Origin of the sequence: Campylobacter concisus (assembly GCF_050447445.1) — a bacterium.
Lineage (GTDB): Bacteria > Campylobacterota > Campylobacteria > Campylobacterales > Campylobacteraceae > Campylobacter_A > Campylobacter_A concisus_BI.
On record NZ_JALMFW010000001.1, the window covers coordinates 1753939 to 1775460 of the forward strand.

A 21522-nucleotide genomic window follows, 5' to 3' on the forward strand; every position below is an offset into this window, starting at 1 on the left:
AAGGTTAGGCGGGACAAGCTGGGTTTTATTAAAGGTTTAAAAATGATATATAAAGACGATAGATTTAAAATACTTCATCAAGGTATCGATACTTTAGTTATAGGCGTAAATTGTATTGATGAAAAATTTTTTAATACAACTTTTTCAAGCTTTATTCGTAAGATAGCTACACTAAAACAACAAGCACAAAATTTACGCACATTTGGCGAAAAGTATATTTTGGATGATTTGGGCTTTGATTACGGAAAATTTAAAGTATCAAGTAAAGGCTTAGGTCAATATTTTGGATATTTTTCAAACGATGATATATTTTGCACCATTTCAGATACTAAATTTAAGCCAAAAGGGCTATATCATTTAAAAATTCAATTTAGAAGCATATTTTTACTTAAATATGGACACGTTAGAGCCTATGAGCTTGTAAATAAATTTTTAAGTGATATATTTAAAGAGCATTTTAAAATAAGTGTTTTAAGGCTCGACCTTGCAACTGATGTAACTGGCATAAAATATACTCCACAAGATTTTTTACAATTTAGAAGTTTAAAAAGGGTTTCTAACTATTCAGATCAATATAAAAAAGATGACGATGATTTAATAATTGATGAAAATTCGCCAGTTTTTAATGATATAACTGAAATTAATGTTAATAATTTTATGCGTTTTACTCGCTTCGAAGGTGTAAGCTTCGGAAAAAATCCGCATATGTTTAGGGTTTATGACAAAATAAAACAAGTTCAAAGCAAAAATATTTCAACTCTAATTTTTACAAAATGGGAAATAAACGGCTTTAACCCCGCTGTTGATATGTTTGTATTTAGACATGAAGCGGAGTTTGGGCGATCTGCAATAAAAAGATTAATCCCTATTAATGAAAGTGATGAAATTGCTTATATTTTTAATCATTTGGGGGCTTTTTGGTCGCAAGGGCTTAGTATTTGTAAATGGTATGATCTAACTGATGATGAAATTAATCGTTTAACTGCTGGCACTATTCAAAGTGATAGTGCAAGAAAAATTTATCAAAGATGCGATTTTGATGATAATAGGCTTAAATTTTGGGATATGCTCTTGCCTTGGGGCGATGATAAATTTAAAGCTCTTACTATGCACGATCTTATTCAGTCAAAGGATATTAAAAAAGCAAAAATGGCTTTAAAAGCCTTTGTAAGTGCTGTTTATACTAATTTGGGTGTTAGCGGTGAGAATTTTTTATATGTTTTTACTGAAACGCTTAAAGATCTTGAAAATGATGGCTTAACTCTTCACGAATACGGCTTATCAAAGCTTGCAGGCAATTTTTTGAAAAATGAAAAAACTATAAAAAATCAAAATTTAGATATAGATAATCCCCTTTTTGATGTTTTTAACGCTTCTTTAAATGATTTTTTTGTTGCCATTAGCAAAATAAGAAATGATGATTATATCCATCCTATAACGAATGCTTTAAAGGGGTTTCAATGCAAAAATTAAACGCTTATGGTCTTTTGGTGTGTGAATTATTAGATAGTGGCAAGGATGTTATTTGTATTGATATTAAATGTCCTATCGTTAAAAGGCTTTACGCCAAAAAGCTTGGTTTTATTTGGGCTGATATTGTTATTGGTAGTAGAAAGGCTTTTTACTCGGCTCTTGATGAATTAAATATTCTTTTTATTCAAACAAATTTGAAAAAGCTATTAGATAGCAAAGGTTATTCCTTGCGAAATGGTCGTAAATATATTTTTGCTGTTAAACAGCCTAGATTAGATTTATTTTAAAAAAGGGTTATAAAATGTTAAATATTATTAAAAATTTAGGTGCTTTCTCTTTAAGTGATAGCGGTTCTTTAATAAATAGTCTTAGTCAGTATCAGCCTTGCAATTATTCTTTAGATGATATTAAAACCATTCATCGTTGTAATGCTAATGATCCGATATATCTTAAAGATATTTATTCTAATCAAATTTTCGTTAAATTGTTTGATTTTTTGGTTTATGGTGGCGATGATGAATTTTTTATTTGCGATTGTATTTTAAATCCTTTAGATGTTTCTGATATACGTTTTGCTATCTCTGGTCTTTACGTTGAAATTGAAAAGAAAGATATACCAAAGGGGCATAAACTTCTCTCTTCTGATTTTAATCTAGCTAATATTTTTTCTTCTGCTCTTCTTGATTTACCATTTTCAACTATACAAAGTGATATTACTTTAGGAGCTTTTTCTAAAGGTCAAATCGTTCAAATTAAAGATTTTAGCTTGCCTTTTTATGTTTTAGGCTGCTCTTTATTGCAACTTGGTCTTAATAAATTTATTCTTTTTTATGATGTTTTTTGTCTTGATTATGAATTAGTAAAACTTGGTGTTTTTAGTGTTCGCCGAATTTTTGTTCCAGCTGGATTAGTTAGACCATTTAAGTTTGATAAAACATTTTATAAGTATGTGATTGCTTTATATGCTTATATTTTTAAGAGTTCTGCCGTTAATTCTCTTGATTTATCTGATGTCGTTAAACAAATTTTTGAATATTCTGGCGAAGAAGATTTATTTAGTTTATTTTTAAGATTACGTAATGAAGCTGTTGAAAAGCAAGCTAAATCCGAAAGTAATGAGCCACCTATTTATTTATAAAGAAAGGGATTTTAAATAATGTATTCTGGTATTACTCAAGCTATTAGTAAAGTTAGTCAAGTTAATAGCGCTTTAAAAGCTGGTGGGGTTGCTGGTGCTATTGGTGCTGGTGCTAATTTTGATTTAAAAGATAACCCCGTTACTGATATAACTGCTCTTGGTATTTGGGGATTAAAAAATGTTTATAATAGTTTTTTTGATAAAAAAGAAAGTGTCGATGTTGATAAAAATATAAAAGAGCTTAGTGAATATTATGCTAAACAACGTGAAGCTAAAGCAATAGACGCACAAAAAGAAAAAGAAAAACCTAAAGAAGATAATTTACCTAAGCCATCTGATAATGATAAGCCTAGTAGTGTCCCCCTAACTTTACTTGGTGTTTTAGATCAGCAAAATCATATATTAAAGCTTATGTCTTTAAATTTAGCTGTTTTAGGAGCTGTGAAAAATAATGCTTTTGATAAACAAGCTAGCGCTAAAAAAGATAATTTATATAATCAATCTCCAGAAATTCAAGGGCGTGTTACATTTGATAGAAAAACTGGATATTGGGTTGATCCTACTACTAAAACGCTTTATAATCCTTATACTGGCGATCGTATATACGATAATGCTTCGTCAAATACTGGTAGTAATTCCGCTGTTTCTACTGGTGTAGATTTTAAAGAAGTGTTAAAATCTCAAGAAAAAATTAATAGTGAAATTTCTAAATATATCTCAACTATTGGCGAAAATCAAAAAGTATATAATCAAAATTTAGAAAAGCTTGTTGTTAATTCAAAAGAGTATTCGCAAGCTATGAAAGATGGCTTGGCTGGTGTTAAACTCAAAGCCAGTGTTGCTGTCGACAATAATTTAAACGCTTCTTTAGCTATTAATAAGCCAGTTGAAATTACTTTGCCTAGTTCTTATGTCGATAATCAAAAAATACTTAGTGATAATTCAACTAAAACGCTTGAAATTTATAAGGAAAAAGCTGATTTTGAAAAAACTGATGTTGCGATTAAAGACCTTGATGGTAATATTGTTGCAACTACTTCGCCACGCGATATTGCTTTATCTCGTCAAGCTGTTCAGGCTCGTGTTTTAACTGATGAAAATAGTTTTGAATTAGATAGCGATGCTTTAAATTTATTTGATATACCTATCCCAAATTTTAAAGATTTGTTTGATACTGAATTACCTAGTAAAACTCTACTTAAGGATTTAAAATAATGGCTGATAAACGTTCTGAAGCTGGAAGAATTTTAAAGCTTGGCATTGATGAAATGTTTGAAGACTTAACCTATAGCGTTGCTTACGATCAAGTTTTATCTAAGTTAAAAAATAGTGGTATGGACGATGGAATTTTAAAGGATGCAATAAATAGTGGTGTTACTATTATGTTTAGCGCGGCTTTAGTAAAGTATATTCAACTTCAAGAAAGTGTTGTAAATAAAATTATGAGTATTGTTTATGCTGGTGTTGTAGCTTTACTCTCTCCTTTAGGTAGATATGCCAAAAATAAGCTTAGTAATATAAAAGGCGTTAAACTTAATAGAATGCTTGGTTTTTTAACTGGTAATTTTTCTGATCGTATCGGTGTTGCCAAAGTTTTTGTGGAGTGTGGTAATCAAATTATCAATACTAATAATTCTAATAGTTCAGCCCTCCAAAATGTCAATACTGTTATTAATCAACGTCAGCATATTTTAGAAACTAAAAATCAAGAATTTAACTATGCAAAAGCAAAGGTTGATAATATAAATCAAACCCTACTTTTTAAGCTTTTTAGCTCTCGCTTTACTCCGCAAGATAAAGAAATTCTTAGACGTATAACTGGAAGTGATAAGATTGATATTGACGCTTTAAATCACGTTGCTGATTTTATGTTTGTTACTGATGATGCTGGTAACGTTTTGGGGCTTAGTGAAATGTTTATTACTATGATGAATGGACTAGGCTATTTTAATGGAAAGGATAAAAAGCATGGCTCTTGATTGTGAAAAAGCTTTTGAAGAAGAAATGAAAAAGTTTGATAGTATTGGTGCTTGTCTTGCTCGTATTGAAAAAATATTAACTGACAAATTAAAAGATAAAAAAGATGATAAAAGCGGTTTAGCATCTTTGGATGAAACAAATCGTCTTTTAAAAATTCTTTGCCACGATCTTGTAGGTAAAGAATAATGGTTTCTTTGCTGTGTGGTTGCTGTAATAAGAAAAAAGATTTTACTTTTTATATTGAGAGAGTATTATTTTTTCGTTCTAGTACTGAAAATTTAAATGCTAGTATTGATGAAGAATATGATAAGAAAGATGCGCTTTTTGATTGCGGTTTTTTTGGTAATAGTTGTATTCGTGATAAGCGTATTTCTTCTCTTTTTGGTCTTGGCTTTTATTTTTCTGCTTATACTAATTCTAGCATTAAAAAGGCTAATGTCCCTTTACATATGCATTATAATAGCGATGATGCTGACGATTATGAATATAGGGTAGGCACTGATTTTTTAACTCCATCTGGTAAGATTAATATTACGGATTTGCCCAGCTCTTCTGAAATTTCTTCTTATTTTGATAGTAATTTATTCTTTTCTTTTAGTGATCGATCTGATTACTTTTATTTTTGTATTCCTGCATCTTTTAATTATGCAAAATATACCAGCCGTCTTTCCTTTTCTGCTTTTTCTTGTTATTCATCTTCTAGCCCCTTTTTTAGAAGTGATCTTCGTCTTGGTCTTTTGGATTGTGACTATGCTGGTATTCATACTGAAGCTTTTAATCTTTTTTCTATTTTTTCTAGTTTTGTTAATAAATCTTTTGTTTATGAATTTTCTGATTTTATTAATATATTTGAAAATTCTCTATCTTCTTTTTATTCTCAATTTTATAGCGATGTAACTAACTTTAATTTACAACATCACTATTTATCAGTTTATCGATTTTCAAAAAAGGAGTATTATGCCTATCTACAAAATTACACAACAGCAAGGCAATAGGGTTATCACTTCAACACTTGAAGCCAAAAGTGTTTCCGATCTAATTGCTTTTTTAGATGCTGTTTCTACTGCTGAAGTTAAGTATATTTATAAAGTCGAGTTTGAAACTCAAAAAACTAATTTTCCGTCTGATGACTTCAATTACAATAAGCAATTTAAAGCTTTTGTATCTAATAAAAATCGTATGTGCAAGCAAATTTTAATTCATAACGTAAAAAAGACTAAAAACGAAGCTGAAATATCTGCTTTAATTAAAACACATTTAGAAGTAGGCGGACTTGCTGTAAAGGGTGTTTCTTGTTCGCTTTTTATGGATAAGTAAAAATTTAATAATTTGTCTTTATAATTATTTCTTTATATAAAAAGGAGTTGCTTATGATTAGAAAAATTGTTGCTTTTTGTTTGTTTTTTAATATTTCTTTCGGATCTAATTATTTTGATAATTTAAAAGAGTCTTTTATTAATATGTCAGATGTTGAAGCATCTGAATTTATTTGTAAAAATTATCCTTATGTTGTTATGGCTTCTGGTCGTTCTTATCTTAAGGGGTCTATTTGTTATGTCGATTATTCTCTTTATGATGATAAAAAATTGGCTGAAGCTGAAAACGTTTTAAATTATAAATTTTGTAATTATGATGAGTTAAAAGCGTTCTTACACTCTAAAGGCTCTTTAGAAGTTAAATTTTATGGATCAAATAAAAATTTACTCAAAACTATCCGCTATAATAAAGTTTCACGTATCCCTTGTTCTTTGATAAAATTTTAAATTTTTTTTCTGTGTTCTTCTTGATAGATATTGTCCCCCCTCCCAAACACGGCGCCCCACCGCTCTGCGGTGTGTGCCGTGTTTTCTTTTTTTCCCTTTTAGTTTATTCTCTTTTTATTATCTTTTTTCTTTCTCGATCTTTTTATCTTCTTTAGTTGTTTTTTGTTTGCGTTGTGGCGATAGTTTCTGCGATTGCTCGAATATCTTAAAACTTATAATTGTGTCTTTTTGCTAGCTATCGCCACGCAAACACCACGCGGACGAAAAACGCGAAAGCGTTTTGAGCGTGCTGAAGCGTCCTTAATCTAACCTTAATTATTTAACTTTCTCTTTTTTGCTTAATATTCTCTTGTTTAAAACGTTTTAACAAAAACAAGCAAATTTAAAAAAGTCTAATGACAAAAGAAAGGATAAAAAAATGTTAAGACAATCGATAGACGGACTTTATGCAAAAAGTCTTACTTTTTCTAGTGGTAGTGATGAAGATGCTTTACTTCCGCTTTTAGCTGGCAAAGTTGAAAGTTATTCAGTCTTTGGCGATGGTGGCACTGCTTTAGCTTCAACACCTGATCCACTTAATCGTAAAAATGTGATCGTTGGTGCTAAGACTGCGACTGGTAGAATTTCTACTATGGTAACTATTCCACACGTTAAACAAAGTTATATGTTTCAAAATTTTCTTTCTGATTTTACTGGAAAATTAGATGCAAATTATGATACTGCTGTTAAATGCGATTATGTAACTTTGAAATTTGATAGACTTTAAGGAGTAAGAGATGTCTAAATGTTTAGTTAAAAATACAATAAATAATAGAACTTATGGCTTTGCTTTGCCGTGCGGTGGTGCTGAAGCTAAAGCATTTTGTGATAATGCTCTTGAAGGAACTTACGTAATACTTTCTCGTGCTAATGAGCAAGGTAATTCAAGCGAAGCAAGCGTTATTGAATATACTATTACTGGTAAAAATACGGCTGGCAATAAAACTACTTTTAGCTTTTATACTAAGCCTAGTATCGATGAAGACCAGATCAAAACCGCTTTAGCTGGTAAAAAATTTAATGGCGTTAAGTTTGATGAAATTTACGTTATTAGCGCTAGAAAAGTAAAATAGTGTTTTCAATATTAAATTTAAGCTCCCTATTTGGTAGGGGGCTGTTAATACATATATTTGCTTATTCTATTTTGCTTCTTTATATATCTTTTTTAAAAGGTGAAGTAAGAAACTATGATGCAAAAGTTAGCACTTTAAAAGCTCATCTAGCAACTGAAAAAGAATATACTAAAAACGCTTTTTTAATTATTGATAATCAAAATTTAAAAATTAAGCAATTAAAAATAGATAGCGAAAAAATATCTAAAGAAAATAATATTTTAAATCAAAAATTACAAAAACGTTTTAGCACTATCGAAACACCTAAAACGGACGACTGCTTAAGTAAGCTAAAATTTTACGATACTTTACTTTTAGAGTTTAGCAATGGTAACTATTCCAAATAAACTATTTTTCTTTTTCTTGCTGTCTTATCTTGTTTTGTTTGTTGGCTGTTCTGCAAAATCTTCACAAGGTGCTATTAAAGAAGCTTATATGCCTATAGAATGTAACGTAACAATTCCAGATAAGCCTATTTTTGATCCATTAAATCCAGAAAGTTTAAAAGATTTAATTATTTACTGCATACGAATAGAAGATTTATTAAAAGGCTGTGTAAATGGACAATTTAAACAAGGACGATAATTATTTAATTTTAGTTCTTTTTGTTGGGTTTATAGCGTCGATTTTAAATCTTGAAACTAAAGATTTTTCTAAAATCAAATATAAAATTTTATCTTATTTGCTTAGTTTTTTAAGTTCTATGTTTTTATGTTGGATTAGTTATGAAATATTTTTTTTCTTTCTAAACAATATTAGAGTTTCGGTTGCTCTTGCTGGTTTCGTAACTTGGCGTGGCACTGATTGGATATATTCAAAAATTGATAAAGCCTTAGATAAAAGGATAGAAAAGGATTAACATGACACTTGGCGAGCATCAAGAAGCTTTTATGAAAGATGTTGAAAAACTTTTAAATTATCTTCATTCTAACGGATACTCTATAAGGGGTGGCGAATTAGAAAGGACACAAACTCAGCAAGAAATTTATTATAATAGTGGCAAGAGTAAAACTATGAATTCAAATCATTTAAAACGCTGTGCTATTGATTTACATATTTTTCGAAATGGTAAATGGCTGCAAACTAAAGAAGAATTACAAAATATTGGTAATTACTGGGAGAGCCTAAATAGTTCTAATCGTTGGGGCGGTAATTTTAAAAGCTTTATTGATATTCCCCATTTTGAAAGAAATTGTTAAAATCTCTTGACTTCTATCTTAAAATCTTAAGAAGCTGGCAGAGATAACTAAGAAAACTAGCAATCACTAAATGTGAGATGTTATAAAGGATTAATGATGAGGTAAATTGGCTTGGTAAAGCCACGTAGCCAATAAAAGAGAATTGAAACTACGCTAAAGCAACGAACTTGAGGACTTTTGCGTACGAATGAGCTCGCACTTATAGTGGAGTGTAAAGAAATTTTGGACGGCGCAGCGTTCAAAAGCGGAGTAAAATATGAAATTTTAAACGTGAGTGTGCCGCCTAAAGATCAGGGCACAAGGATAGGCAAAACCGTCTGGTGGCTAAAACTTGGCGCATATCTCTACACGCTAGTTTTTCTATGTGAGGGAGTGCTTTACTTTGGCACCGCCGGCAATGGAGATATATACGGCGTGGAGGCAAAAAGTGGCGAAGTGGTGTTTAAGTTTAAAATCAGCGGCACGGAGCATTTTGTTTGGGTCGAGGGTCAAATTTTGCTCGCGAACCGCAAAAATAGGCCAGTTTTGATAAGCGCTAAAGATGGCTTGCTATTAAAAGAGATAGAGTTTGAGAAATTTAGACTTAGCGCAGATCAGATCATGCTAGTAAGCGGTGGCAGGCTCTATGCTGTGGCAAATGACGGAGCTAAAATTTACGCAGTTTGCGCGGAAATTTAGCCTTGGCGAAATTTATCGCCAAAGCCGTAGTGTTAGATAAAATTATCTCTTCTTTTTATATCTTTTTATCGCCTCCACGATGACCTCTTCTAGATCGTCGCTTGGCTCTTTATTTATATCGTCGTAGGTATTTTCAAGGATAGTTTTTAAGTTTTTCTCAACGTAGCTAGTATCGAAGAATCCTCTTCTAAACTCCTTACTTTTGCTAATCGTTAGCAAAAATGGGATGATCGTTCGCACGCCTTCAATGGTAAATTCTTCAAGTGCTCTTTCAAGCTTATTTACCGCGAGATCGTAGTCAGTCGCCTTGACGATCAGCTTTGCGATGAGTGAGTCGTAAAATGGCGGTATGGTGTAGTCTTTATAGACGTGGCTATCGACGCGTACAGATGGGCCAAGAGCTGGGTAGTAGCCCTCGATCGTGCCTGGCGCTGGGATGAAATTCTCCCAGACATTCTCAGCCGTGATCCTAGCCTCTATCGCGTAGCCGCGCGGCTTGATATCGCTTTGCTCGATCTCTAATATCTCACCCGCTGCGATCCTTATCTGCCTAACTACTAGGTCATGTCCTGTGATCTCTTCAGTGATGCCGTGCTCTACTTGGATACGGGTGTTCATCTCCATGAAGTAAAAGTTGTTGTAGTCATCTAGCAAAAACTCGATCGTTCCTACGTTTGAGTAGCCCACAGCCTTTGCAGCAGCCACCGCAGTCACACCCATGATCTTTCTTAAATTTTCGCTAATCGATGGGCAAGGTGCGATCTCGATGATCTTTTGGTGGCGCCTTTGGATAGAGCAGTCACGCTCGCAAAGGTGGATGATGTTGCCGTAGTTATCGCCTAAAATTTGAAACTCGATATGGCGAGGATTTACGACAAGCTTCTCCATAAAAACTTCGTCGTTGTTAAAGTATGCTTTTGCCTCTCTGGTGCATGATTCAAAGGCATCTTGCATATCTTCTTCTTGCCATACCTCTCTGATGCCACGGCCGCCACCGCCACCGCTTGCTTTTAAGATGACTGGATAGCCGATGCGTCTAGCGTGCTCTTTTATGGCGTCCATACTCTCGTCATTTAGCTTTTCAGTGCCTGGCACTATCGGTATGCCGTTTTTCTTCATCAGATATCTAGCGATGTTTTTATCGCCCATTTTCTTGATGACTTCGGCCTTTGGACCGATGAAGATAAGCCCAGCGTCCTCAACTGCCTTTGCAAATTCGTAGTTTTCGCTTAAAAAGCCGTATCCTGGGTGTATCGCGTCAGCCCCGCACTCTTTAGCAAGCTTTACGATAGCTTTGGCGTCAAGATAGCCCTTGATCGGATCTTCGCCCACTTGATAGGCCTCATCAGCGATCCTGACATGCAAGCACTCGCTGTCTGGCGCTGTGTAAATTCCTACGCTTTGGATGTGTAAATCCCTACAAGCTCTGACTATCCTAACTGCGATCTCACCACGATTTGCGATAAGAATTTTATGTATCATAGGCTATCCTTTTTGAGTTTTGCTTATCATATAACTATTCGTTTTATTTTTAGATAAATTTGTTAAGTCTGGTTTTAAAATTTGAGTGCAAAGGCTAAATTTACACTCAAATTTCTTTATTTGCTGATTATTTGTGGGAAAGGTATGGCTAGGGCCTTTTTGCTAAAGTCTTGTGACTCGATCGTGAAATTTGTAGCAAATCTTTGAATGCCCTCTTTTTTATAAGCACGCCTTTGGATGGTAAAAAGGACTAAATTTCCGCCTTGTTTGGTGTAGCGATATATCGAGTGCTCGGCTGTTGGCACGCCATTTAGGTTTGAAAATATCGTGATATCAAGATAAATTTCATTTGCGAGCGAGCCCTTTTTATAAGCTACTTTTAGCCCTTTTGTTTTTAGCTCTTTTAGATCATTTATCTTTTGCTCGACTGCTTGCTCTGGCGTAGCGTCAAATTTAAGGGTATTTAGCGAGAGCATGTAGCTAAAACTATCTAGTTTCTCACCAGGGAGCAAGTACTCCTGCGTGAATAAATTTGGCACAGGCTTGGCTGAGCCTGCTAGCGAGTATAGCCTGTTGTCAAATTTTATCTGCATCGGCTCAAAATACTGAGTTGCTGCGAGCAAGAGCGCTGGCAAAGCGATAAATGCTACAAATTTCTTCATCAAATTCCTTTAAAATGGATTTACTATCATTACCCAGATGATGATGAGCATCGCGATAGTTGGCACTTCGTTGTAAGCTCTAAAGAAGATGCCACTTTTGTTACAGCGTTTCTCTTTGAGCTGCTTCATGTAGCGTCCAAGGTCTAGGTGATAGATGGCCATTAAGATGACAACTAAAATTTTAACGTGGATGTGACCAGTTTTTATAAGATCAGGCATCGCGATAAGTATCAAAATACCAGTGACAAATGAGCCAATAAGTGCTACCCAGCCGATGTAGTGATACATCTTGTACTCCATCACCTCAACCACTTTTACAAAGTCTGGCTTGTCCATATTTTCTACGTGATAAACGTAGAGTCTTGGCTGATAAAACAGCACTGCCATCCACGAGATGAAAAACAAATAGTGGAGGTATTTTAAGTAAAGATAATATTCTGCCATAACGTCTCCTTATCTAAAAAGTATCTCTTTTCTAGCTTCAAATTCAGCCTTGCTGATCGCACCACTCTCAAAAAGCTCGTAAAGCCTTTTTAAGTCCTCTTCTTTATCTTTTAGTTTTACTCTCTCTTTTAGCTCGGCCTTTTGTAAATTTTTCTCGACATAAGCGCCAACCAAAAATGTATCGATTAGCCACCAAATGCCCCAAATAGCCAAGAATAAATAACCAACGAGGATGATTTGTAAAGAGTAACCGATAAAAAATAGTCCCATCATCAAAAAGCCAGTGATAAATTTACCAAGGTAAATTCTATGCGCTCCAAGCCAGCCAGTAAATAGCCAAAGCGCGTATGCGACGTAGATATTATTTCCCACTCTCTCTCCTTTTTCTAAAACTTTGCCAAAGTATCATCACGACGCAAAGATCGATCATCACATCAGCGAAGTTAAAGACCGCAAAGTTAAACCACTTATGCCAAAAGACATAATCCACGACGCCGCCATGGATAAATCTATCTGTGATATTTGAGCTACCAGCTCCTAGCAAAGCTCCAAGCCAAATGGCATGCGAGCAAAGCAGTTTTTTTTCGACTATCAGATAGACAAAAACGCCTAAAATGAGGGCGATTTGGATAAATTTCAGCCACTCATCTAAAAAGGCAAACATCGAAAATGCAACGCCTTTATTATATGTAAGAACTAGCGAAAAAAACTCTCCGTCCCACGAAAAACCATCTATAAATATCATCTTTATCGCTTGATCAACGATAAAAATGAGAAAAAACGCGATGAAAAATTTGACTAAGCTTTTACGCATTTAGGGCTTTTACAAAAAATTTCTCAACTTCATCCATGCGTTTTTCAACTAAAGTTTGATTTTTACCTTCAAGTAAAAGTCTGATCAAATTTTCAGTGCCAGAGTATCTAAAGAGCGATCTTATGCCCTCTTTTGCAAGGCTAGCCTCAAGCTCTTTTAGCCCCTCTATCTTATCAAGCGGTTTTTTCTCTGTGATCTTTAAATTTAGTAAAATTTGTGGATACGGCTTTAGCTCGCCAAAAATTTCACTAGCTTTTTTGCCTTTTTTAAGCATCATAGCAGCTACTTGCATCGAGGTTACAAGACCGTCTCCAGTCTTGGCGTAGTCGTTAAATATCACGTGACCGCTTTGCTCGCCACCAAAATTTATGCCATTTTCTTTCATCATCTCAAGCACGTATTTATCGCCTACGTTTGAGCGAAGTAGCTTGATCTTGTGGGCTTTTAGATAGTCATCAAGTGCGGCGTTACTCATCACCGTAGCCACGATGGCTCCACCTTTTAGCGCCTTTTGCTCGTGTAAAAATGCTGCTAGTGAACCAAGTATCGCGTCGCCATGCACAACTTCGCCGTTTTCATCGACAACGACAAGTCTATCAGCATCGCCGTCAAATGCAAAGCCGATGTCAGCACGAAGCCTTTTTACCTCGCTTGCTAGATCTTCTGGGTGAAGTGCGCCGCAGTTTTGGTTGATATTGCTACCATTTGGCTCGTCGTTTATGACAATGACATCAGCTCCAAGCTCGCTAAATACAGTTGGTGCGACCTTGTAAGCAGCGCCATTTGCCACGTCTAAAACTACTCGTAAATTCTTTAAATTTAGCTCTTTTGGGAATGAATTTTTGATCTGCACGATATATCTGCCGATAACATCGTCGATCCTCTTGTTTGCACCGATCTCTGTCATCGTCTTTTGAGCGTTTGCAATGAGTTCATCGTCGTAGAAGATTTTTTCTATCTCGGCTTCTATTTTTTCATCTAGTTTGTTACCAAAGCTATCAAAAAATTTGATACCGTTATCGTAGTATGGGTTGTGTGAGGCGCTTATCATTATGCCAGCGTCACAGCGCATATTTTCTGTTAAAAATGCGATCGCAGGTGTTGGCATAGGGCCTATTTGAAGGACGTTGTAGCCAACTGCAGTTAGTCCTGCAACGATGGCAGTTTCGATCATATAGCCACTTTTTCTAGTATCTTTTCCAACCAAAATCACATTTGTCGCTGAGGTTTTTCTAAAGTAAATTCCAGCAGCCATTGCAAGTCGCATAGATGTTTGAGCTGAAAGCTTTTCGCCAGCCTTACCACGAACTCCGTCTGTTCCAAAAAGTTTCATCAATTTATCCTTTTTATTATAAAATTGGACTATTTTATCAGAAATTAGCAAATTTAAAATCTAAAATTTTACTTTCATTAAGGATGACTTAAATTAAGGTTAAATTTATTATATCTTTAATATAATCACCGACTAAAATTATTCAAAAAGGTATATTATGGCAAACCATAAATCTGCTGAAAAAAGAGCTAGACAAACTATAAAAAGAACAGAAAGAAATAGATTTTACCGCACTAGACTTAAAAATATCACAAAAGCAGTGCGTGTAGCTGTAGAAGCTAAAGATATTGAAGCTGCAAATGAAGCTTTAAAAGTTGCTAACAAAAGCATCCACAGCTTTGTAAGTAGAGGCTTTTTAAAGAAACAAACTGCTGCTCGCCGCGTTAGTCGCCTTGCTCAATTAGTAAACACTCTAAAAGCTGCTTAATTTATATAAATTTTAATGTTTGCTGATAAACTTCATCCATTTTTGGATCGCTATAATGAAATTTCTACGCTTCTTAGCGATCCAAATATAGCAAACGATATCGAAAAGATGACAAAGCTTTCAAAAGAACAGTCATCAATCGAGCCAGTCGCAACAGCCGCAACAAAATATCTAGAAATTTTAAAAGACATCGACGAAAATAAAGCCCTACTTGAGGACTCTGAGCTTGGTGAACTTGCAAAAGAAGAGCTAAAAAGTTTAGAAATTTCAAGAGAGAAGCTTGAAGAAGAGATCAAAATTTTACTTCTTCCAAAAGATCCAAACGACGATAAAAATATATTTTTAGAGATTCGTGCAGGTACTGGCGGTGATGAAGCAGCACTATTTGCTGGCGATTTATTTAACGCATACATTAGATATGCAGAGCTTCGTGGATATAAATTTGAGATCGTTAGCCAAAGTGAAGGTAATACTGGTGGTTTTAAAGAGATCATCGTACTCATAAAAGGTAAAGGCGCTTACTCAAGACTAAAATTTGAAGGTGGCACACATAGAGTTCAGCGTGTACCAGAGACTGAGAGCCAGGGCAGGGTGCACACTTCGGCTGTGACTGTGGCTATCATGCCAGAAGTCGAAGATAGTGAGATCGAGATTAATCCAAACGATATAAGAGTCGATGTTATGAGAAGCTCAGGCCACGGTGGCCAGTCGGTAAATACAACCGATAGTGCAGTTAGGATCACACACATACCAACAGGCCTCGTCGTGACAAACCAAGACGGCAAGAGCCAGCACAAAAACAAAGAAGCTGCGATGAAGGTGCTAAAGGCTAGGCTTTACGAGATACAAGAGCAAGAGAGACTTGCTAAAGAGACTAGTGAACGCAAGAGTCAGGTCGGCACTGGAGATCGCTCTGGCAGGATAAGAACATATAACTTCCCACAAAACCGCATAAGCGACCACCGTATAAATTTAACACTTTACCGTCTTGATGCGATCATGGCAGCAGGACTTTTTGACGAGATAATCGAACCACTTATTACGCATTATCAAGCTGAAGCTATGCTTGAAGCTGGCATCTAAACTGCTCTTCAAAATTTCTATTTCTATCTTTTAAACTTATAAAATATCTGTGGTCACAAGTAATACTAAATATTATTTTTTATAGATTTTTATGTTAATAATAGAAATTAAAATTTTTTATATAATTATCTTAAATACCTATTTTAGGTATTTTGAGTATTTTAAATTTATATTTTTGATATTAATAAATTCCACTAACTGGTTTTAAGCTTTAATTAAAAATGTTCCTTTACAATTACAAAATCTTTTAAATTAAAATAAGGAGAAAATATGTCAATAAGTGCAAGAAATCAATTAAATGTTGAAATTTCTGAAGTAAGAACAGGTGTGGTAAATTCGCTGATCGCTGGTAAACTCGCAGGTGGCGAAGTTTTAAAAGCTACTGTTACAGTTGATAGTGAGAAAGCTCTTGATCTAAAAGTTGGTAAAAAAGCTATATTTTTATTCAAAGCTTCAAGCGTTATCGTTTCAAAAGACGATAGCATCAAACTAAGTGCCACAAACCAAATAAAAGGTACTGTAAGCGAGATAAAAGATGGTGCAGTAAATGCTGAGGTTATTATCGATGCAAATAGTAGTAAAATTTCAGCTATCATCACAAAAGAGTCTATTGGTAATCTAGCTCTAAAAACAGGCGATAAAGTAACTGCAATCATTAAAGCAACTCAAATTATAGTCGGTGTTAAATAATTTATGGAGCAGTTTTGCTCCGTTCCTTCTAAATTAAATTTTATTCTTAAACTAAAATCTAAAATACTCTAAAATTTATCAACTAAGTTATAAATTTAAATAAGTCGTAGTGAATATTTTTAAAGCTATTTACTTAAAAATTTTATAGGAAGATTTATATTATTTTTTTACTTTTATAGCCTATCCGCCATTTTAAGCAGAGCATGGCACGCCAAAAGTTTACCAAACAATAGGCGGCCAAATATCAACACAAAAAGCCCAAGTCATAAGCTCTCAAACGGCTATGCCTATACCAAATCTATATGTAGCTGGCAAGATCACTGGTGGCGTTTGCGGAGCTAGTCGTCTAGGGTCAGTCGTGATAACTGACCGCTTGACATTTGACATGATCACTGCTAAGACTATGGGCTAAAAAGATGTTGTAAGCGTTTGCTTGCCACTATAAATTTTTAAATCTATAAACCCCATTTTTCACTCGCTCGAAAATTTTCTTCTCTTCAAGCAACTTAAAGGTATTTATTACGGTTGGTTTGCTCACATCTAGCTTTTCACAAATTTCTGAAATTTTTACTACAATAAAGCCATTTTCATCACAGCTTTTAACTAGCAAATTTATAATTTCTACCTTTTTCTCGCCAATGATTGCCTTGTAAATTTCTTCATTCATGCTAGCTCCAAATTTTATATCCTATCGCTGCGCACCAAAGCGTGCCACATAAAAAATTTGCGATCATCACAGCTGCACTTCCTGCATCTTTTGCCGTCTTTGCTAGGGCGTGATAGTCTGGGCTTGCAAGATCAGTTACTCGCTCTAAACCAGAGTTTAGGCACTCGCAAACTAGTACAAATGCCATGCTAAAGATCAAAAATAGATTAAAAACAAGGTCAAAATTCCAAAAAAATAGCGATAGTGTCGCTAATAAAAATATGCAAATTTCTATCCTAAAACTCTTTTCGTTTTTGAAAATTTCAGCCAAACCCTCTCTTGCGTAGCCAAAATTTTTAAAAAATTTATACTCTGGCTGGTTTCTCATAATTTTCCTTTTTGTGATTTTTGGCATAATTATAATTAAAAAAAGGATGAAATTTGAAACTTATTAGCTGGAATGTAAATGGACTTAGAGCACTTGTAACAAAAGATGGTTTTGCATGGCTTGCGGAGCAAAAGCCTGATTTCTTAGCGCTTCAAGAGATCAAGGTCAAAGAAAATGACGTGCCAAAGGAAATTTACAACCTTGGCTTTAAAGATATCAGTGTAAATTCAGGCGAGAGGGCCGGATACTCTGGCGTGATGAGCCTAGCAAATTTTGACATTTCGACACAAAAGGCAGTTTTTTTTGACGATGCGGAAGGGCGAGTTTTGGAGCATAGATTTAATGATATCGTGCTTTTTAATATCTATTTTCCAAACGGTCAAAAGGATGACGAAAGGTTAGCCTATAAAATGGACTTTTACGAGAAATTTCTAGCTTACTGCAAAGAGCTTGTAAAAAGCGGCAAAGAGGTAATATTTTGCGGCGATGTAAATACTGCTCACCGTGAGATCGACCTTAAAAATCCAAAGGCAAATGCCAAAACTTCAGGCTTTTTGCCTATTGAGCGAGCGTGGATCGACGAGGTGCTAAAAAGTGGCTTTATAGATACCTTTAGAACCATAAATGGCGACGTAGCGGATGCTTACTCGTGGTGGAGCTACCGTTTTAACGCAAGGGCAAAAAATGTCGGCTGGAGGATTGATTATTTCTTTATCTCACAAGGATTAAGGGATAGGCTAAAAGACGCATTTATCTTGCCAGAGATCACAGGCAGCGATCACTGCCCAGTTGGGATAGATATAGAAATTTAGCTACTATTCCATTCTACGAGGCTTGCCCAGTAAGAAACCTTGTGCATAAGGTATTCCAAAATTTTTGATTTGATTTAAAATTTCTTCTGAGCTTGCGAACTCGGCTACTATTTTGTAGCCTTGTTTTTTTGCAAAGCTTACGATGGTTTCTACTAGAACTCTAGCATTTTCGTCAAATGGAAGTTTCTTGATTATCGAGCCATCTATCTTTATAGTGTCTATATCAAGCTCCAAAATTCGGTAATAGTTTGAGTATCCTGAGCCAAAGTCATCAATCGAAATTTTACATCCATAGCCTTTGACGCGTTTTATAAAAGAATTTACCGCAACGTAGTCGCTAAGCTCTTCACTCTCTAGCATTTCAAAGCAAATTTTATTAGGATCTTTGCACTCGTTTAACTTGCTTTCTATAAGCTCTCTCATACTAGCATCAGCAATATCGGTATTTGATAAATTTATTGAGAACATATAATCTGGATATCTTTTGGCTAGATCAAACGCAAGACTTATCACCTTTTTGGTTATTTGTGGATATAGTTGCGTTTTCATGGCTATATCTAAAAATTCGCCTGGATAGTGTATCTTGCCATTTTGATCGATTATACGAACCAAAACTTCATAATACTTTGCTTCGGTCTCATTTTCTTCTAAGTTAAAGATACCTTGTGCTTCTACTATGACTCTATCATTTTCTAACGCATCTTCGATTAGTTGAACTGCCAGCTGGTTTTTGTGATATTTCATCTCAATGGCGTCATTTTCTAGATAGTAGTAAATATTGCTACCATTTTCTATTGCGAGCTGATTTGCAAGGACTGATTGCATTAGGCGGTTAGTTTGTGGGGTATCATTTGGCAATGAAACACCAAATACCATCTTTATGCCTGGTAAATTTTCAAATTTTTCATCAATAGTGACATTTATCCTATTTGAGCCAAAATATTCTCTTATATATTCAATATCTCTTACGATATTATCGCCTTCATACCATATATAAAATGCGTCATCTTGAAATCTAAATAGCTTTGCTTTTATCTCAGAAGTATCTATACAAAGCTTTAGTGTATCAGCTACTGCTTTTAGCATTGCATCGATAATCTTAGTTTGATAAAAGAATCTTAAAATTTTAAAATTCTTAATGCTTAAGCAAATGAGCACTCCATCTTTTTGTGCGTCTAAAATTTCAGTTAAAGCAAAGTAGTTGCCAAAGCCTGTTAGCTTATCGATTGAAGATTGTATTTTTATTTGTTCATTTTTTTGAGTTAGTTCATTTAGTATTAGCGTCTCTTTAGTCCTATCAAGCTTTACAGCTATGTAGCCCTCAAATTTATTTTTAAAGAAAAATGGCGAAAATTTTACCTTTTCATATAAAAAATCACCGCTTTTTGTTCTGCTTATAAGCTCATCGCTCTCCCAAGGCAGAGATTTTTGCAGAGCATCTTTTATGGATTCATAAAAGCTTTGCGGGTGCATATATGATTTTAGTATTCTAGGATTTTTACCGATTACATCCTTTAGTTTGTAGCCAGTTTTTTCTTCAAAGGTTTTATTTACATATGAAATTCTATTGTATTTATCGCAATAGACAATAGAGCTATGATCGTTTTCAACCGTGGATCTTAAGAGTTTTATCTGTCTTAAACGCTCTGAGGCTATTTTAATTTGATAGAGACCAAATGAACAAAATATTATAAATGTAAGTAAGCAAATTCTCTGAGCTATTTTTGCCTTATTCACCTCATCAGAGTGAAATTCTAGGATTTTGTTTCTAAAATTTTCTATCAGATTATCAAGGTGTAGCTCTTTTACACTATTTGAGATTGTACGTAAAGTTTTTGTAGCTTGAGCTGCATAAAGTATCTTGTCTAATACATTTTGAGCTTTTTGGTTATCTTTATACTCGTTTTTATACATTTTTATTTGCTTTGAAATATCATCTATTGCTTCAGGACTAAGCATCAAAGCACCTTTTATCGCATAAAATATAGGCTCAAGCTTATTTGAAAGTGCGAGATTTTGTATCTCATATTGACTTATTTGGATATAAGAATCTATAGATGAGTTTACATAAGCTGATCTTTGCGCAAAAAATACTTTCTTGCTAAATGTATCTTTTATGTTTTGTATGTCTTTTGCTATTTCATTTTGATGAAACAACATCATCTCATCACTAAGCATTGAAAGGTTGCTCAAATTTGTATCAAAAGAATTTATGTCAGCATTGAGTTTGTCGTAGTTTGAGATATCATAAATATTATTCAAAGAAAAAGTTATCTCATTGTCTATAAATTTTAGATTTAAAATCCCGTCATCAAATTTATGAGCTGCACCAATAGCTATATTTGCTTTATATATAAAAAATGCACTAATGAAAAATATAGCTGTTAAGACGCTAAGTATGGTTTTTATTCGCTTAGTACTCATTTAGTATCCTAGGCTTTTTACCATTTAATGTCAGAAAAAATGAGTATAAAGCATCAATTTCATCTTTGCTAAGAACGTATCCTAGCTGGTAGTTACCAATAAAGCTTATAGCCTCTTTTAGATCGTTTATCTCTCCATGAGATAAATATGGAGCAGTTTTTGTAATATTTCTTAGTGATGGCACTCTTCTTAATCTTTTGCTTGTATCTAAGGCAGAAATTTTTTCTCGGCCAATATCTTGTGTCAAATTTCCTCCCAAATTTCTACCATTGTGACAAGCGGCACAGCCTATATTATTAAATATCTCAAATCCTTTCTTTGCGCTATCATCTATGGCATTGTTATCACCTGATATAAAACGATCAAATGGCGAATCAACACTCAAGACAGCCTTCTCAAACTCAGCTATTGCATCTGCAATATTATCAAAATTAATACCGTCATTATAAATTTTTTTAAATAAAATTTTGTACTCAGAGATATTATTTACAGAATCCACTATCTTGTCATTATCTGAGTTTAGTTCTATTCTAGAGGTTATGGACTCTTTTACTTGATCTTTTAAGTTGCTAATCTTTGCATCGCTATAAAATAGATAGTTTGCTGCAGCATTTAATATGGTTGGAGGATTTAAAGTGCCTTTTTCCATGCTATCTTGGTTGCTTCCGCTTAAATTCCAATACAAGTTATGACAAGTTTGGCAAGAGTAGTTTTCATTCGGGCTTAGTCTTTTGTCAAAAAAGAGTTTTTTACCAAGCAGAGCCTTTTCTTCATTATATTTTACTACCGTAAGAGGTTTATAGGATTCATATTTACAAAATGAAATCGTGATGATAAATAGACAAAGTATAACGCCCTTCATAACGCCCCTAATTTTTAATTTTCTTTTTTATATCGGCAAATTTTTGATTTTTTATATAGTACATTATTTTATT

31 protein-coding genes are annotated in these 21522 nt (G+C 34.2%); 21 read left to right on the top strand and 10 right to left on the bottom strand.

Annotation, left to right across the window (positions count from 1 at the left end; all coding sequences use genetic code 11):
* Positions 1 to 42: 42 nt before the first annotated feature.
* The 16 genes from MTT30_RS09050 to MTT30_RS09125 all read left to right on the top strand — a co-directional run bounded on the left by MTT30_RS09050 (position 43) and on the right by MTT30_RS09125 (position 9382).
* Positions 43 to 1473, top strand: coding sequence for a hypothetical protein (locus tag MTT30_RS09050; RefSeq protein WP_429801725.1), 1431 nt, complete (start codon positions 43 to 45; stop codon positions 1471 to 1473).
* On the top strand, positions 1461 to 1760 hold the full coding sequence (locus MTT30_RS09055) for a hypothetical protein (protein ID WP_072594633.1): 300 nt from the start codon (positions 1461 to 1463) through the stop codon (positions 1758 to 1760). Before MTT30_RS09050 ends, MTT30_RS09055 begins: the two co-directional genes overlap by 13 nt.
* 14 nt (positions 1761 to 1774) lie before the next feature.
* Positions 1775 to 2611, top strand: coding sequence for a hypothetical protein (locus tag MTT30_RS09060; protein WP_429801726.1), 837 nt, complete (start codon positions 1775 to 1777; stop codon positions 2609 to 2611).
* Between the two features lie 18 nt (positions 2612 to 2629).
* Positions 2630 to 3826, top strand: a complete 1197-nt coding sequence (locus MTT30_RS09065; protein ID WP_429801727.1) for a hypothetical protein — start codon at positions 2630 to 2632, stop codon at positions 3824 to 3826.
* Positions 3826 to 4590, top strand: coding sequence for a hypothetical protein (locus MTT30_RS09070; RefSeq protein ID WP_072594636.1), 765 nt, complete (start codon positions 3826 to 3828; stop codon positions 4588 to 4590). Before MTT30_RS09065 ends, MTT30_RS09070 begins: the two co-directional genes overlap by 1 nt.
* Positions 4580 to 4777 (top strand): hypothetical protein, encoded by a 198-nt coding sequence (locus tag MTT30_RS09075; RefSeq protein ID WP_103577382.1) that lies wholly within the window; start codon positions 4580 to 4582, stop codon positions 4775 to 4777. The genes MTT30_RS09070 and MTT30_RS09075 overlap by 11 nt, the downstream gene beginning before the upstream one ends.
* Positions 4777 to 5586 carry a hypothetical protein gene (locus tag MTT30_RS09080; protein WP_429801728.1) on the top strand — a complete coding sequence of 270 codons (810 nt, stop codon included), beginning with the start codon at positions 4777 to 4779 and terminating at the stop codon, positions 5584 to 5586. The genes MTT30_RS09075 and MTT30_RS09080 overlap by 1 nt, the downstream gene beginning before the upstream one ends.
* Positions 5549 to 5908 carry a hypothetical protein gene (locus MTT30_RS09085; RefSeq protein WP_429801729.1) on the top strand — a complete coding sequence of 120 codons (360 nt, stop codon included), beginning with the start codon at positions 5549 to 5551 and terminating at the stop codon, positions 5906 to 5908. Before MTT30_RS09080 ends, MTT30_RS09085 begins: the two co-directional genes overlap by 38 nt.
* 53 nt (positions 5909 to 5961) lie before the next feature.
* Positions 5962 to 6354 carry a hypothetical protein gene (locus MTT30_RS09090; protein WP_072594640.1) on the top strand — a complete coding sequence of 131 codons (393 nt, stop codon included), beginning with the start codon at positions 5962 to 5964 and terminating at the stop codon, positions 6352 to 6354.
* A 418-nt stretch (positions 6355 to 6772) separates the two neighbouring features.
* A complete protein-coding gene (locus MTT30_RS09095; RefSeq protein ID WP_103592696.1) occupies positions 6773 to 7120 on the top strand; it encodes a hypothetical protein in 348 nt (115 codons plus the stop codon).
* A gap of 10 nt (positions 7121 to 7130) precedes the next feature.
* A complete protein-coding gene (locus MTT30_RS09100) occupies positions 7131 to 7466 on the top strand; it encodes a hypothetical protein (protein ID WP_103588406.1) in 336 nt (111 codons plus the stop codon).
* On the top strand, positions 7466 to 7852 hold the full coding sequence (locus MTT30_RS09105) for a hypothetical protein (RefSeq protein WP_107697867.1): 387 nt from the start codon (positions 7466 to 7468) through the stop codon (positions 7850 to 7852). Before MTT30_RS09100 ends, MTT30_RS09105 begins: the two co-directional genes overlap by 1 nt.
* Positions 7833 to 8090 carry a hypothetical protein gene (locus MTT30_RS09110; RefSeq protein WP_429801730.1) on the top strand — a complete coding sequence of 86 codons (258 nt, stop codon included), beginning with the start codon at positions 7833 to 7835 and terminating at the stop codon, positions 8088 to 8090. Before MTT30_RS09105 ends, MTT30_RS09110 begins: the two co-directional genes overlap by 20 nt.
* On the top strand, positions 8065 to 8364 hold the full coding sequence (locus MTT30_RS09115; RefSeq protein WP_085658463.1) for a hypothetical protein: 300 nt from the start codon (positions 8065 to 8067) through the stop codon (positions 8362 to 8364). The genes MTT30_RS09110 and MTT30_RS09115 overlap by 26 nt, the downstream gene beginning before the upstream one ends.
* A 1-nt stretch (position 8365) precedes the next feature.
* Positions 8366 to 8704, top strand: coding sequence for a M15 family metallopeptidase (locus MTT30_RS09120; protein ID WP_429801387.1), 339 nt, complete (start codon positions 8366 to 8368; stop codon positions 8702 to 8704).
* Between the two features lie 177 nt (positions 8705 to 8881).
* On the top strand, positions 8882 to 9382 hold the full coding sequence (locus MTT30_RS09125; RefSeq protein WP_429801731.1) for a hypothetical protein: 501 nt from the start codon (positions 8882 to 8884) through the stop codon (positions 9380 to 9382).
* A gap of 42 nt (positions 9383 to 9424) precedes the next feature.
* Here the strand turns inward: MTT30_RS09125 and MTT30_RS09130 are convergent, their stop codons facing one another.
* The 6 genes from MTT30_RS09130 to glmM form a co-directional block, all read right to left on the bottom strand.
* Positions 9425 to 10864 carry an acetyl-CoA carboxylase subunit A gene (locus tag MTT30_RS09130; protein WP_429801732.1) on the bottom strand — a complete coding sequence of 480 codons (1440 nt, stop codon included), beginning with the start codon at positions 10862 to 10864 and terminating at the stop codon, positions 9425 to 9427.
* 116 nt (positions 10865 to 10980) lie between these two features.
* Positions 10981 to 11526, bottom strand: coding sequence for a hypothetical protein (locus MTT30_RS09135; RefSeq protein ID WP_429801733.1), 546 nt, complete (start codon positions 11524 to 11526; stop codon positions 10981 to 10983).
* Positions 11527 to 11535: 9 nt separating this feature from the next.
* Entirely contained in the window at positions 11536 to 11970 is a 435-nt protein-coding gene (locus MTT30_RS09140) for a CopD family protein (RefSeq protein ID WP_004317437.1), read from the bottom strand.
* Positions 11971 to 11979: 9 nt separating this feature from the next.
* Positions 11980 to 12342 (bottom strand): NINE protein, encoded by a 363-nt coding sequence (locus tag MTT30_RS09145; protein WP_429801734.1) that lies wholly within the window; start codon positions 12340 to 12342, stop codon positions 11980 to 11982.
* On the bottom strand, positions 12332 to 12784 hold the full coding sequence (gene lspA, locus MTT30_RS09150; protein ID WP_429801735.1) for a signal peptidase II: 453 nt from the start codon (positions 12782 to 12784) through the stop codon (positions 12332 to 12334). The genes MTT30_RS09145 and lspA overlap by 11 nt, the downstream gene beginning before the upstream one ends.
* Entirely contained in the window at positions 12777 to 14117 is a 1341-nt protein-coding gene (gene glmM / locus MTT30_RS09155) for a phosphoglucosamine mutase (protein ID WP_429801736.1), read from the bottom strand. The genes lspA and glmM overlap by 8 nt, the downstream gene beginning before the upstream one ends.
* Before the next feature lie 157 nt (positions 14118 to 14274).
* On the opposite strand from glmM, the gene rpsT reads away from it, so the two are divergent.
* The 4 genes from rpsT (at position 14275) to MTT30_RS09175 (ending at position 16729) form a co-directional block, all read left to right on the top strand.
* Entirely contained in the window at positions 14275 to 14544 is a 270-nt protein-coding gene (gene rpsT / locus MTT30_RS09160; RefSeq protein WP_009295094.1) for a 30S ribosomal protein S20, read from the top strand.
* Positions 14545 to 14559: 15 nt separating this feature from the next.
* On the top strand, positions 14560 to 15627 hold the full coding sequence (prfA, locus tag MTT30_RS09165; protein WP_429801737.1) for a peptide chain release factor 1: 1068 nt from the start codon (positions 14560 to 14562) through the stop codon (positions 15625 to 15627).
* Between the two features lie 270 nt (positions 15628 to 15897).
* Positions 15898 to 16317: a TOBE domain-containing protein gene (locus MTT30_RS09170; RefSeq protein ID WP_429801738.1), complete on the top strand. Its 420-nt coding sequence runs from the start codon at positions 15898 to 15900 to the stop codon at positions 16315 to 16317.
* A gap of 283 nt (positions 16318 to 16600) precedes the next feature.
* Positions 16601 to 16729 carry a hypothetical protein gene (locus tag MTT30_RS09175; RefSeq protein ID WP_429801739.1) on the top strand — a complete coding sequence of 43 codons (129 nt, stop codon included), beginning with the start codon at positions 16601 to 16603 and terminating at the stop codon, positions 16727 to 16729.
* A gap of 27 nt (positions 16730 to 16756) precedes the next feature.
* Here the strand turns inward: MTT30_RS09175 and MTT30_RS09180 are convergent, their stop codons facing one another.
* Together MTT30_RS09180 and MTT30_RS09185 are read right to left on the bottom strand one after the other, a co-directional pair.
* The gene (locus tag MTT30_RS09180) at positions 16757 to 16984 is read right to left on the bottom strand and encodes a replication/maintenance protein RepL (protein WP_072594035.1); all 228 of its coding nucleotides are present in this window, start codon (positions 16982 to 16984) and stop codon (positions 16757 to 16759) included.
* A gap of 1 nt (position 16985) precedes the next feature.
* The gene (locus MTT30_RS09185; RefSeq protein ID WP_429801740.1) at positions 16986 to 17351 is read right to left on the bottom strand and encodes a diacylglycerol kinase; all 366 of its coding nucleotides are present in this window, start codon (positions 17349 to 17351) and stop codon (positions 16986 to 16988) included.
* A gap of 53 nt (positions 17352 to 17404) precedes the next feature.
* On the opposite strand from MTT30_RS09185, the gene MTT30_RS09190 reads away from it, so the two are divergent.
* On the top strand, positions 17405 to 18163 hold the full coding sequence (locus MTT30_RS09190; RefSeq protein WP_429801741.1) for an exodeoxyribonuclease III: 759 nt from the start codon (positions 17405 to 17407) through the stop codon (positions 18161 to 18163).
* Positions 18164 to 18166: 3 nt separating this feature from the next.
* Here MTT30_RS09190 and MTT30_RS09195 read toward each other — a convergent pair whose 3' ends face one another.
* The gene (locus tag MTT30_RS09195) at positions 18167 to 20587 is read right to left on the bottom strand and encodes a bifunctional diguanylate cyclase/phosphodiesterase (protein WP_429801742.1); all 2421 of its coding nucleotides are present in this window, start codon (positions 20585 to 20587) and stop codon (positions 18167 to 18169) included.
* Positions 20577 to 21449 carry a cytochrome-c peroxidase gene (locus tag MTT30_RS09200; RefSeq protein ID WP_072594031.1) on the bottom strand — a complete coding sequence of 291 codons (873 nt, stop codon included), beginning with the start codon at positions 21447 to 21449 and terminating at the stop codon, positions 20577 to 20579. The genes MTT30_RS09195 and MTT30_RS09200 overlap by 11 nt, the downstream gene beginning before the upstream one ends.
* Positions 21450 to 21522 lie beyond the last annotated feature (73 nt).

Bases quoted from the DNA above. Each gene is read 5' to 3' on its own strand.
- MTT30_RS09050 (WP_429801725.1), top strand. From the start codon at position 43: ATGATATATAAAGACGATAGATTTAAAATACTTCATCAAGGTATCGAT.
- MTT30_RS09055 (WP_072594633.1), top strand. From the start codon at position 1,461: ATGCAAAAATTAAACGCTTATGGTCTTTTGGTGTGTGAATTATTAGAT.
- MTT30_RS09060 (WP_429801726.1), top strand. From the start codon at position 1,775: ATGTTAAATATTATTAAAAATTTAGGTGCTTTCTCTTTAAGTGATAGC.
- MTT30_RS09065 (WP_429801727.1), top strand. From the start codon at position 2,630: ATGTATTCTGGTATTACTCAAGCTATTAGTAAAGTTAGTCAAGTTAAT.
- MTT30_RS09070 (WP_072594636.1), top strand. From the start codon at position 3,826: ATGGCTGATAAACGTTCTGAAGCTGGAAGAATTTTAAAGCTTGGCATT.
- MTT30_RS09075 (WP_103577382.1), top strand. From the start codon at position 4,580: ATGGCTCTTGATTGTGAAAAAGCTTTTGAAGAAGAAATGAAAAAGTTT.
- MTT30_RS09080 (WP_429801728.1), top strand. From the start codon at position 4,777: ATGGTTTCTTTGCTGTGTGGTTGCTGTAATAAGAAAAAAGATTTTACT.
- MTT30_RS09085 (WP_429801729.1), top strand. From the start codon at position 5,549: ATGCCTATCTACAAAATTACACAACAGCAAGGCAATAGGGTTATCACT.
- MTT30_RS09090 (WP_072594640.1), top strand. From the start codon at position 5,962: ATGATTAGAAAAATTGTTGCTTTTTGTTTGTTTTTTAATATTTCTTTC.
- MTT30_RS09095 (WP_103592696.1), top strand. From the start codon at position 6,773: ATGTTAAGACAATCGATAGACGGACTTTATGCAAAAAGTCTTACTTTT.
- MTT30_RS09100 (WP_103588406.1), top strand. From the start codon at position 7,131: ATGTCTAAATGTTTAGTTAAAAATACAATAAATAATAGAACTTATGGC.
- MTT30_RS09110 (WP_429801730.1), top strand. From the start codon at position 7,833: ATGGTAACTATTCCAAATAAACTATTTTTCTTTTTCTTGCTGTCTTAT.
- MTT30_RS09115 (WP_085658463.1), top strand. From the start codon at position 8,065: ATGGACAATTTAAACAAGGACGATAATTATTTAATTTTAGTTCTTTTT.
- MTT30_RS09120 (WP_429801387.1), top strand. From the start codon at position 8,366: ATGACACTTGGCGAGCATCAAGAAGCTTTTATGAAAGATGTTGAAAAA.
- MTT30_RS09130 (WP_429801732.1), bottom strand. From the start codon at position 10,864: ATGATACATAAAATTCTTATCGCAAATCGTGGTGAGATCGCAGTTAGG.
- MTT30_RS09135 (WP_429801733.1), bottom strand. From the start codon at position 11,526: ATGAAGAAATTTGTAGCATTTATCGCTTTGCCAGCGCTCTTGCTCGCA.
- MTT30_RS09140 (WP_004317437.1), bottom strand. From the start codon at position 11,970: ATGGCAGAATATTATCTTTACTTAAAATACCTCCACTATTTGTTTTTC.
- lspA (WP_429801735.1), bottom strand. From the start codon at position 12,784: ATGCGTAAAAGCTTAGTCAAATTTTTCATCGCGTTTTTTCTCATTTTT.
- glmM (WP_429801736.1), bottom strand. From the start codon at position 14,117: ATGAAACTTTTTGGAACAGACGGAGTTCGTGGTAAGGCTGGCGAAAAG.
- rpsT (WP_009295094.1), top strand. From the start codon at position 14,275: ATGGCAAACCATAAATCTGCTGAAAAAAGAGCTAGACAAACTATAAAA.
- prfA (WP_429801737.1), top strand. From the start codon at position 14,560: ATGTTTGCTGATAAACTTCATCCATTTTTGGATCGCTATAATGAAATT.
- MTT30_RS09170 (WP_429801738.1), top strand. From the start codon at position 15,898: ATGTCAATAAGTGCAAGAAATCAATTAAATGTTGAAATTTCTGAAGTA.
- MTT30_RS09175 (WP_429801739.1), top strand. From the start codon at position 16,601: ATGCCTATACCAAATCTATATGTAGCTGGCAAGATCACTGGTGGCGTT.
- MTT30_RS09180 (WP_072594035.1), bottom strand. From the start codon at position 16,984: ATGAATGAAGAAATTTACAAGGCAATCATTGGCGAGAAAAAGGTAGAA.
- MTT30_RS09185 (WP_429801740.1), bottom strand. From the start codon at position 17,351: ATGAGAAACCAGCCAGAGTATAAATTTTTTAAAAATTTTGGCTACGCA.
- MTT30_RS09195 (WP_429801742.1), bottom strand. From the start codon at position 20,587: ATGAGTACTAAGCGAATAAAAACCATACTTAGCGTCTTAACAGCTATA.
- MTT30_RS09200 (WP_072594031.1), bottom strand. From the start codon at position 21,449: ATGAAGGGCGTTATACTTTGTCTATTTATCATCACGATTTCATTTTGT.